General features: G+C 69.1%; 9 protein-coding genes. 5 read left to right on the top strand and 4 right to left on the bottom strand.

Annotated features, from left to right (window positions below; all coding sequences use genetic code 11):
• Window positions 1-947, top strand: a 947-nt coding sequence (locus tag FA743_RS16625) for a penicillin acylase family protein (RefSeq protein WP_136887219.1), incomplete at its 5' end; no start/stop codon positions are given.
• 100 nt (window positions 948-1,047) lie between these two features.
• Here the strand turns inward: FA743_RS16625 and lpdA are convergent.
• The 3 genes from lpdA to queA all read right to left on the bottom strand — a co-directional run bounded on the left by lpdA (window position 1,048) and on the right by queA (window position 4,889).
• A complete protein-coding gene (gene lpdA / locus FA743_RS16620) occupies window positions 1,048-2,439 on the bottom strand; it encodes a dihydrolipoyl dehydrogenase (RefSeq protein ID WP_136887218.1) in 1,392 nt (463 codons plus the stop codon).
• 67 nt (window positions 2,440-2,506) lie between these two features.
• Window positions 2,507-3,757: an MFS transporter gene (locus tag FA743_RS16615; RefSeq protein WP_136887217.1), complete on the bottom strand. Its 1,251-nt coding sequence runs from the start codon at window positions 3,755-3,757 to the stop codon at window positions 2,507-2,509.
• An 85-nt stretch (window positions 3,758-3,842) separates the two neighbouring features.
• Window positions 3,843-4,889, bottom strand: coding sequence for a tRNA preQ1(34) S-adenosylmethionine ribosyltransferase-isomerase QueA (gene queA / locus FA743_RS16610; protein WP_136887216.1), 1,047 nt, complete (start codon window positions 4,887-4,889; stop codon window positions 3,843-3,845).
• Window positions 4,890-5,008: 119 nt separating this feature from the next.
• Here queA and FA743_RS16605 point away from each other — a divergent pair, with 119 nt between their 5' ends.
• Complete coding sequence (locus FA743_RS16605) at window positions 5,009-5,302, top strand: (2Fe-2S)-binding protein (protein WP_136887215.1); 294 nt, start codon at window positions 5,009-5,011, stop codon at window positions 5,300-5,302.
• Window positions 5,250-5,735 carry a bacterioferritin gene (bfr, locus tag FA743_RS16600; protein WP_136887214.1) on the top strand — a complete coding sequence of 162 codons (486 nt, stop codon included), beginning with the start codon at window positions 5,250-5,252 and terminating at the stop codon, window positions 5,733-5,735. Before FA743_RS16605 ends, bfr begins: the two co-directional genes overlap by 53 nt.
• Window positions 5,736-5,853: 118 nt before the next feature.
• Here the strand turns inward: bfr and FA743_RS16595 are convergent, their stop codons facing one another.
• The gene (locus tag FA743_RS16595) at window positions 5,854-6,528 is read right to left on the bottom strand and encodes an HAD-IA family hydrolase (protein WP_136887213.1); all 675 of its coding nucleotides are present in this window, start codon (window positions 6,526-6,528) and stop codon (window positions 5,854-5,856) included.
• Between the two features lie 115 nt (window positions 6,529-6,643).
• Here FA743_RS16595 and glmU point away from each other — a divergent pair, with 115 nt between their 5' ends.
• Together glmU and glmS are read left to right on the top strand one after the other, a co-directional pair.
• Window positions 6,644-7,987 carry a bifunctional UDP-N-acetylglucosamine diphosphorylase/glucosamine-1-phosphate N-acetyltransferase GlmU gene (gene glmU, locus FA743_RS16590; RefSeq protein WP_136887212.1) on the top strand — a complete coding sequence of 448 codons (1,344 nt, stop codon included), beginning with the start codon at window positions 6,644-6,646 and terminating at the stop codon, window positions 7,985-7,987.
• Window positions 7,987-9,804: a glutamine--fructose-6-phosphate transaminase (isomerizing) gene (gene glmS, locus FA743_RS16585; RefSeq protein ID WP_136887211.1), complete on the top strand. Its 1,818-nt coding sequence runs from the start codon at window positions 7,987-7,989 to the stop codon at window positions 9,802-9,804. The genes glmU and glmS overlap by 1 nt, the downstream gene beginning before the upstream one ends.

Raw genomic sequence — 9,804 nt, 5'->3', positions numbered from 1 at the left:
GGCCGCTGGCGGGCGAGGGGCTGCGGGCCACGGACGGCCTGTCCCTCTCCACCGAAGAGCCGGGGGCGGACGATCTGCGCCGCAGCCGCCTCACCCGCCTGCTGGCCGATCGCGAGGTCCATTCCCGCGACAGCTTCATCGCGGCGCAGCTGGACATCGTCAGCCCGGCGGCCCGCGCGCTGCTGCCGCTGGTGGGCGCGAACCTGTGGTTCACCGGCGATCCCGCCGCGCCCGGCACGCCCGAGCGCCAGCGCCAGGACGCCCTGACCCTGCTGGCCGAATGGGACGGCGCCATGAACGAGCACCTGCCCGAGCCGCTGATCCATGTGGCCTGGATGGCCGCCCTGCAGGACCGCCTGATCCGCGACGAGCTGGGGCCTCTGGCCGACGACATCGCGCGGTTGCAGCCGACCTTCCTCGACGCGGTCTTCCGCAACCGGGCGGGGGCCGCGCGCTGGTGCGACATCGTGCAAAGCGCCGCGACCGAGGATTGCGCCACCATCGCGCGCCAGGCGCTGGACCGCGCGATCCTGGACCTGACGGCGCGCTACGGGCCCGACGTCGCCAGCTGGCGATGGGGCGACGCGCATCAGGCCCGCCATCACCATCCGGGCCTCGGCGGCCTGCCGGCGCTCGGCTGGATCCTGAACATCACCCAGTCCCTGTCGGGCGGAGAGTTCACCGTCGCGCGCAGCAGCCTCTACGGCGCCGGCGATCTGCCTTTCCAGGCCGATACGGGGGCGGGGTTCCGCGCGGTGATCGACCTGGCCGATCCCGACAGCTCGGTCTTCATCACCTCGACCGGGCAATCGGGCCATCCGCTGTCGCGCCATTACGACGATCTGGCGGGCCTCTGGCGGCGGGGCGAATATGTGGGCATGTCGCTGGACCCCGATCTGGCCCGGGCGGCCTCGGCGGGCGTCACCACCCTGACCCCCCTCCCCTGAGGCTCCGCTCCTGCGGCGGTCCGCAAATATCCTGCGGGGGGAGTCGCGGAACGCGACGGGGGGCGCAAGGCCCCCCGCCACCCTCGGTCATCTGGCGCGATCAGAAGTGGATCGCGCGCCCATAGGCGTCCAGCACGGATTCGTGCATCATCTCGGACAGGGTCGGATGCGGGAAGACCGTCTCCATCAGGTCGGCCTCGGTCGTCTCCAGCTTGCGGCCGATGACATAGCCCTGGATCAGCTCGGTCACCTCGGCCCCGACCATGTGGGCGCCCAGCAGCTCGCCGGTCTTGGCGTCGAAGATGGTCTTGATCAGGCCCTCGGGCTCGCCCAGGGCGATGGCCTTGCCGTTGCCCATGAAGGGAAAGCGGCCGACCTTGATCTCCAGCCCCATCTCCTTCGCCTTGGCCTCGGTCAGGCCGACGCTGGCGATCTGCGGATGGCAATAGGTGCAGCCCGCGATGGATCCCGGATCGACCGCATGGGGATGGCCGCCCGCGATCAGCTCGGCCACCATGGTGCCCTCGTGGCTGGCCTTGTGCGCCAGCCAGGGGGCGCCGGCCAGATCGCCGATCGCATAGACCCCCTCGACGCCGGTGCGGCAATAGGCATCGGTCACGACATGGCTGCGATCGACCTTGATCCCGGCCTCCTCCAGCCCCAGCCCCTCGGTATTGCCAACGATCCCCACGGCCGAGATGACCGTGTCGAACTCGCGCGTCTCGGTCTTGCCGCCGGTCTCGATATGGGCGGTGACGCTGTCGCCCTTGCGGTCCAGCTTCTTCACCGACGCCTTTTCCAGGATCGTCATGCCCTGCTTGACGAACTGCTTCCTGGCGAAGGCCGCGATCTCGGCATCCTCGACGGGCAGCACGCGGTCCATCACCTCGACCACCGTGGTCTCAGCGCCAAGCGTGTTGAAGAAGCTGGCGAACTCGATCCCGATGGCGCCCGATCCGATGACCAGCAGCTTCTTGGGCATATGCGGCGGCACCAACGCGTGCTTGTAGTTCCAGACCCGCTTGCCGTCGGGCTCCAGCCCCGGCAATTCGCGGGCGCGGGCGCCGGTGGCCAGCACGATCGCCTTGGCGGTGATCTCCTCGGTGCCCTTGTCGGTGGTGACCGTCACGCGACCCTTGCCGGCCAGCTTGGCCGCGCCCATGATCGTCGTGACCTTGTTCTTCTTGAACAGATGCCCGATCCCGCCCGACAGCTGCTTGGCCACCCCGCGCGAGCGCTTGACCACCGCATCCAGGTCATAGCCGATGCCCTCGGCCTTCAGCCCGAATTCCTTGGCGCGGTGCATCAGGTGATAGACCTCGGCGCTGCGCAGCATGGCCTTGGTGGGGATGCAGCCCCAGTTCAGGCAGATGCCGCCCAGATGCTCGCGCTCGATGCAGGCGACCTTCAGGCCCAGCTGCGCGCCCCGGATCGCGGCGACATAGCCGCCCGGTCCGGCGCCGATCACCACCATGTCGAAATTCTGGGCCATCGGGTCCCCCGCTGAAATGGATATAGTTCAGCGTTAAACCATTCGTGCCAAGGCGGCAAGCGGCCGGTCAGGCCGCCTGCTGGGGGTCCTCGGACTGCGCCTCGTCCAGCACCGCCTCGACCGCCAGGGTCGTGGCGCCGGGGGTGATCACGGCATAGCTGCCCTGTTCCTCGGGGGTCAGGGCGCGACGCTGCGTGGCGCGCCAGGCGGCATAGGCGGTCAGCAGGGCCAGCAGCACGCCCAGATACACCCAGTACCCGTCCGGACCCAGCGCCCCCATCAGCCAGCCGGTGATCAGCGGACCGCCCATGCTGCCCAGCCCGTGGATGAACAGCAGCCCGGCCGAGGCCGCCGCCATGTCCGACTGGTCCAGGTAGTCGTTCGTATAGGCCAGCAGCAGCGCATAGATCGGGTTCGCGACCCCGCCCATCAGCGCCCCGGCGATGATCAGCCCCAGCGTGCCGGGCTGGGCGGCGATGACGATCAGGGCGCACAGCCCCCCCATCCCCGACAGGATCAGCACCAGCTTGCGCCGGTCGTAGCGATCGGAAATCCAGCCGATCGGATATTGCAGCACCAGCCCGCCCGCATAGATCGCGGCCACGAACAGGCTGATCTGCGCCACCGACAGACCCACCTGCGCACCCCAGACCGACGACATGCCCGACAGCGCCGCGAACACGCCACCCATCAGGAACAGGCCGACGCAGCCCAGGGGCGAGGCCTGATACAGCCGCTTGAACGACATCCGCTTGATGGTCTGGAACTGCGGCGCGGGCTGGGCCGACAGCAGGATCGGCGTGAAGGCCAGCGACACCAGCACCGACGGGATGATGAACAGCAGGAACCCCCCCGGATCGCCCACGTTCAGCAGCGCCTGCGCCACCACGATCCCCAGCAGCTGCACGATCATGTAGGCCGACAGCGACTGGCCGCGATTTTCGTTCGTGGACCCCGCGTTCAGCCAGCTTTCCGCGGTGATGTAGACGCCGCAGAAACAGAACCCGATGATGAACCGCAGCCCCGACCAGGTGATCCAGTGCGGCTCCACCGCGAACAGCACCAGGACCGCCGAGATCAGCGACCCCAGCGCCGCGAAGACCCGCACATGGCCCACATTCTTGATCAGGTCCGGCACCGTCAGGCTGCCCAGCAGGAAGCCGCCGTAATAGCTGGCCATGACGATGGACATCTGGAACGTGGCGATGCCCTCGATGCCGCCGCGGATGCCCAGCAGCGTGCCCTGCATGCCATTGCCGACCATCAGCAGAAGCATGCCCAGAAGCAGCGGCCAGGTGGTGCGCAACACCGAAATCATCGCGGAACTCGTTCGTCAGAGGGAGGAAGGGGTCAGACCCCTGCCCTAGTCGGGCCGCCCCGCCGATGCCAGCCGGAATCCGACCTCAGGGGATCAGCAGCGACCCATCGCCATAGCTGAAGAAACGATACCCGTTGCCGACCGCATGTCCATAGATTTCCCTGATCTTTTCCGGCCCCATCAGCGCCGAGACCAGCATCATCAGCGTCGATTTCGGCAGGTGGAAGTTGGTCATCAGCCCGTCCGTGACGCGGAAGTGATGGCCGGGATAGATGAAGATGTCGGTGGTCCCCCGGAAGGGATCGACCCGCCCCGGCCCGGTCGCGGCCGATTCGATCAGCCGCAGCGCGGTGGTGCCCACCGGGATCACGCGCCGCCCCTCGGCCTTGGCCCGGGTGATGGCGGCGGCGGCGGCGGCGTCCACCTCGCCCCATTCGGCATGCATGCGGTGCGTGGTCACGTCCTCGACCTTGACCGGCAGGAAGGTGCCCGCGCCGACATGCAGCGTGACATGCACGAACTCGACCCCCCGCGCCCGCAGGGCCGCCAGCAGGGGCGCGTCGAAATGCAGGCTGGCCGTGGGGGCGGCGGCCGCCCCCTGCCGCGCGGCCCAGACCGTCTGGTAATCCTGCCGGTCCTGATCGTCCGGCGCCCGAAGCGCGGCGATATAGGGCGGCAGCGGCATTGCCCCAACTTGGTTCAGCGCCGCATCGAACGCCTCGCCCACAGCGTCGAAGACCAGCCGCAGCCCGCCCTCGCCGATCTCGGCCACCGTCGCGGCCAAGGCATTGCCGAAGCGGATCACCTCGCCCACACGCAGCTTGCGCAGGGGCTTGGCCAGCGCCTGCCAGCCCTCGGCGGCAGGCTCCAGCAGGGTGATCTCGATCCGCGCGGTGACCTCGCCCTGCGCCGACTGGCGCGTGCGGGTGCCCGACAGGCGCGCGGGGATCACCTTGGTGTCGTTCAGCACCAGCAGATCGCTCGGGCGCAGGATGTCGGGCAGATCGCCCACATGCCGGTCCTCGATCCGCCCGCCCTCGGCGCGCAGCAGCCGCGCGGAACTGCGCGGCCGGGCGGGACGCGTGGCGATCAGATGGGCGGGCAGGTCGAAATCGAAATCGGACAGCTTCATGGCCCCGGCTTGTGCGGCGCGCCCGCGCCCGGGTCAAGCGGCCGTGATGCCCAAGCGAAACGCTCGGACTTTACAAGCCCGAGCGAGTCCGTCAGTTTCGCCGCGACAGGGAGCCCGCCATGATCGTCTGCCATTGCACCCAGATCTCGGATCACGACATCCGCGCCGCCATCGACTGGATGCGGACGGCGGATGCGCAGACCATCATCACGCCCGGCAAGATCTATCACGCCTTGGGGAAACGCGCCGATTGCGGCGGCTGCATGCCGCTCTTTCTGGACACCATGCGCGCCTGCGATAGGCTGGGCGTCGCTCCGCCGATCTTGCGGGCGCGAACAGACATCAAGAAGGAGCTCCCCGATGAAGGGCGACGCCAAGGTCATCGACTATCTCAACGCCGCGCTGCGGTCTGAACTGACGGCGGTCAGCCAGTACTGGCTGCATTACCGCCTGCAGGAGGACTGGGGCTTCGGCAAGATCGCCAAGAAGTCGCGCGAGGAATCCATCGAAGAGATGAACCACGCCGACAGGCTGATCCAGCGGATCATCTTCCTCGAGGGCCATCCGAACCTGCAGAAGCTGGACCCGCTGCGCATCGGCCAGACCCTCAAGGAGACGCTGGAAAGCGACCTCGCCGCCGAACACGAGGCCCGCAGCCTCTATATCGAGGCGCGCGACCATTGCGATCAGGTCCGCGACTATGCCAGCAAGATCCTGTTCGAGGAGCTGATCCAGGACGAGGAAGGCCATATCGACTTCCTCGAGACGCAGCTGCACCTCTTCGAGACGATCGGCCCCCAGAACTACGGCCAGCTGAACGCCGATCCCGCCGACGACGCAAAGTAAGCACGTCGTTCATTTTGGCCCAAATATCCCGGGGGGTGAGCCATGCCCGAAAAAGATCCGGTGGATCTTTTTCAACGGCGAGCGCCGTCAGGCGATGGGGGGCAGCGCCCCCCTCTTCCTACCCCAGCCAGTCCCGCGCCAGATCGGGCAACGCGTCGAAATGCGCCAGCAGCGCGTCCGGCGCCAGTCGGCTGATCGCCTCGCCCTCGGGGCCGAACCCCACCAGCACGCAGCGCACCCCGGCGGCGGCAGCGGTCTTGCGGTCAGTCTCGGTATCGCCCACCAGGAAGGACCGCGCGACCTCGCCCCCCGCCTGCTCGACCGCGGCGCGATAATGGCGCGGATCGGGCTTCTTCACCGGCAGCGTGTCCGCCCCGATCATCGCGGCAAAGCGGTCGGCGATGCCCAGGGCACCCAGCAGCTGATGGGCCAGCGCCTCGGGCTTGTTGGTGCAGATGGACAGGATGTGCCCGTCCCCGGCCAGCCGATCCAGTGCGTCCATGACACCCGGATACAGCTTCGTATGCACCGCGATGGAGGCGCCGTAATGGCCCAGCAGAAGGCCGAAATCCTCGTCCTCGGCACCCGGCGGCAGCAGATGCTCGGGGCCCATGCGCCCGTATCCCGCCCGCAGCATCGCCCGCCCGCCATGGAAGGCCGTCAGCGCGTCGCCGACCGGATCCAGCAGGTCGCCCAGGCCCCGCGCCCGGAAGCAGGCATTGGCGGCGGCGACCAGATCGCTCGACGTATCGGCCAGCGTGCCGTCCAGATCGAAGACCACCGTGCCCGCCATGCGCCATCCCCTTCGGAAACGATCGGAAAACAAAGGTGATGCACCGGCCCTAGCCAGCGCGTCCCGCCCCGATTAGAACGCCGGGGACGAAAAGCAAACAGGCGATGGGGTCGGCATGTCGAAAAATGCGATGGCGGTTGTGATTCTGGCGGCAGGCCAGGGCAGCCGGATGCACTCGGACCTGCCCAAGGTGCTGCACCGGCTGGGGGGCGTGCCGCTGGTGGGCCACGCGCTCTCCGCCGCCCACAGCCTCGATCCCGAACAGATCGTCGTGGTCACCGGCCATGGCGCCCCCGCCGTCGCCAAGGCCGTCGCCCGCCTCGACCCCGAGGTGGCGACCGTGCTGCAGCCCGAGCAACTCGGCACCGGCCATGCCGTCCGCCAGGCCCTGCCCGCGCTGGAGGGGTTCGAGGGTCGCGTCATCGTCCTTTACGGCGACACCCCCTTCATCAGCCCCGAGACGCTGGCCGCCTTGGCCAGCCACCCCTCCGACCTGGTGGTGCTGGGCTTCGAGGCCGAGGATCCGGGCCGCTACGGCCGCCTGATCGTCACCGCCGAGGGGCTGGACCGGATCGTCGAATACAAGGACGCCGATGCCGCCACGCGCGACATCGCGCTGTGCAATTCGGGCGTCATGGCGCTGGATGCGGGCCTGTTGCGGCGCCTGCTGGTGCGGCTCACCAATGACAACGCCTCGGGCGAATACTACCTGACCGACCTGCCCGCCCTGGCCCGTGCCGAGGGTCACCGCGCCGATGTCGTCATCTGCGACGAGGAGGAGACGCTCGGCATCAACACCCGCGCCGAACTGGCCGGTGCCGAGGCCGCCTTCCAGGCCCGCGCCCGCGCCCGCGCGATGGAGGACGGGGTCACCCTGACCGATCCGGCCAGCACCTTCTTCGCGCTGGACACGGTGATCGGGCGCGACGCGATCGTCGGCCCGAACGTGGTCTTCGGCCCCGGCGTCACCATCGAATCGGGGGCCGAGATCCTGCCCTTCTGCCATCTGGAAGGCTGCCATGTCAGTGCCGGCGCCACCGTCGGCCCCTTCGCCCGCCTGCGCCCCGGCGCCGAGCTGGGCTCTGACGTGCATGTCGGCAACTTCGTCGAGATCAAGAACGCGGTCCTGGACGAGGGCGTCAAGGTCGGCCACCTGACCTATCTGGGCGACGCCCATGTGGGCGAGCACAGCAATATCGGCGCGGGCACCATCACGTGCAACTATGACGGCGTCAGCAAGCACCGCACGGTGATCGGGCCGCGCGCCTTCATCGGCAGCGACACGATGCTGGTCGCCCCGGTGACGGTCGGCGCCGATGCCATGACCGGATCGGGCAGCGTCATCACCCAGGACATCCCCGACGGCGCGCTGGCGATCGGCCGCGCGCGGCAGGCCACGAAACCGGGCCTTGCGGTCCGACTGATGACGGCGCTGCGCGCCGCACGGGAGGCGCGCTGATGTGCGGCATCATTGGAATCCTGGGCAGCCACGAGGTCTCGCCCCAGCTGGTCGACGCGCTGCGGCGCCTGGAATATCGCGGCTATGACAGCGCGGGCGTGGCCACCGTCGACGCCTCGGGCCGGCTGGACCGCCGCCGCGCGGTGGGCAAGCTGGTCAACCTCAGCGACCGGCTGGTTCACGACCCCCTCCCCGGCCATGCGGGCATCGGCCACACCCGGTGGGCCACCCATGGCGCCGCGACCGAGGTCAACGCCCATCCCCACCAGTCGGGCCGCGTCGCCGTCGTCCATAACGGCATCATCGAGAATTTCCGCGAGTTGCGCGCCGGTCTGGCCGATCTGGGCATCCAGCCTGAATCGCAGACCGATACCGAAACCGTCGCCCTGTGGTGCGCCCATCACCTGGGCCGGGGCCTGACCCCGCTGGAGGCCGCCCGCGCGACGCTGGCGCAGCTGCACGGCGCCTTCGCGCTGGCCTTCCTGTTCCAGGGCGAGGGCGACCTGATGATCGCCGCCCGCAGGGGCAGCCCGCTGGCCATCGGCCACGGCACCGGCGAGATGTATCTGGGCTCGGACGCCGTGGCGCTGGCGCCCTTCACCGACCGCATCACCTATCTGGAGGACGGCGATCACGCCGTCCTGACACGCGCGGGCCTGCAGGTCTGGGATGCCGAGGGCCAGCAGACCCACCGCCCCATCGCCCGCATCGACGTGGGCGCCAGCGTGATCGACCGCGCCGGGCACCGCCATTTCATGGCCAAGGAGATCGCCGAGCAGCCGGTGGTCATCGGCGACGTGCTGACCCATTACGTCAAGGAAGACCGCATCGTGCTGCCCGACGGGCTGGACCTGGCCAGCATCGACCGCATCACTTTGGTCGGCTGCGGCACGGCGCATCTGGCGGGCCATGTCGCGAAATACTGGTTCGAGAGCCTTGCGGGCCTGCCCTGCGACATCGACGTGGCCTCGGAGTTCCGCTATCGCGAGCCGCCTTTGTCGGACCGCAGCCTCTTCGTGGCCGTCAGCCAGTCCGGTGAGACCGCCGACACGCTGGCCGCCCTGCATTACGCGCGCGGCAAGGTCGCGCAGACCGTGGGGCTGGTGAACGTGGGCACCTCGGCCATCGCCCGCGACTCCGACCTGGCCCTGCCGACCTTGGCGGGGATGGAGGTCAGCGTGGCCTCGTCCAAGGCCTTCACCTGCCAGCTGGCGGTGCTGGCCGTGCTGGCGCTGAAGGCCGCGCATGTGCGGGGCCGGATCGACGATGCGGGGCTGGCCGCCCATCTGCGCGACCTGCGCAGCATCCCCGCGCTGCTGGCCCAGGCCCTGGCCCTGTCGGACGACTGCCGGGTGCAGGCTGACTGGCTGGCCCAGGCCCGCGACGTCCTCTATCTGGGGCGCGGCGCGCTCTACCCGGTGGCGCTGGAGGGCGCGCTGAAGCTCAAGGAGCTCAGCTACATCCATGCCGAGGGCTATGCCTCGGGCGAGCTGAAGCACGGCCCCATCGCGCTGATCGACGGCGACGTGCCGGTGGTGGTGCTGGCCCCGCATGACGCGCTCTTCGACAAGACCATCTCGAACATGCAGGAGGTGATGGCCCGACACGGCCGCGTCCTGCTGATCTCGGATGCGGGCGGGATCGCGGCGGCGGGCGAAGGGGTGACGGCCAGCCTGGCGCTGCCCTCGGGCGGCGGGGTGTTCCAGCCGATCCTCTATGCGGTGCCGATGCAGTACCTGGCCTATTTCACGGCGGTCGCGAAGGGCACCGACGTGGACCAGCCCCGGAACCTCGCCAAATCCGTCACCGTGGAATGA

It is taken from the genome of Paracoccus gahaiensis, assembly GCF_005048225.1.
In the GTDB taxonomy this organism is placed as follows: domain Bacteria; phylum Pseudomonadota; class Alphaproteobacteria; order Rhodobacterales; family Rhodobacteraceae; genus Paracoccus; species Paracoccus gahaiensis.
Note: the sequence above shows the minus strand (reverse complement) of the source record. Positions and strands in the feature narration are given on the sequence as shown.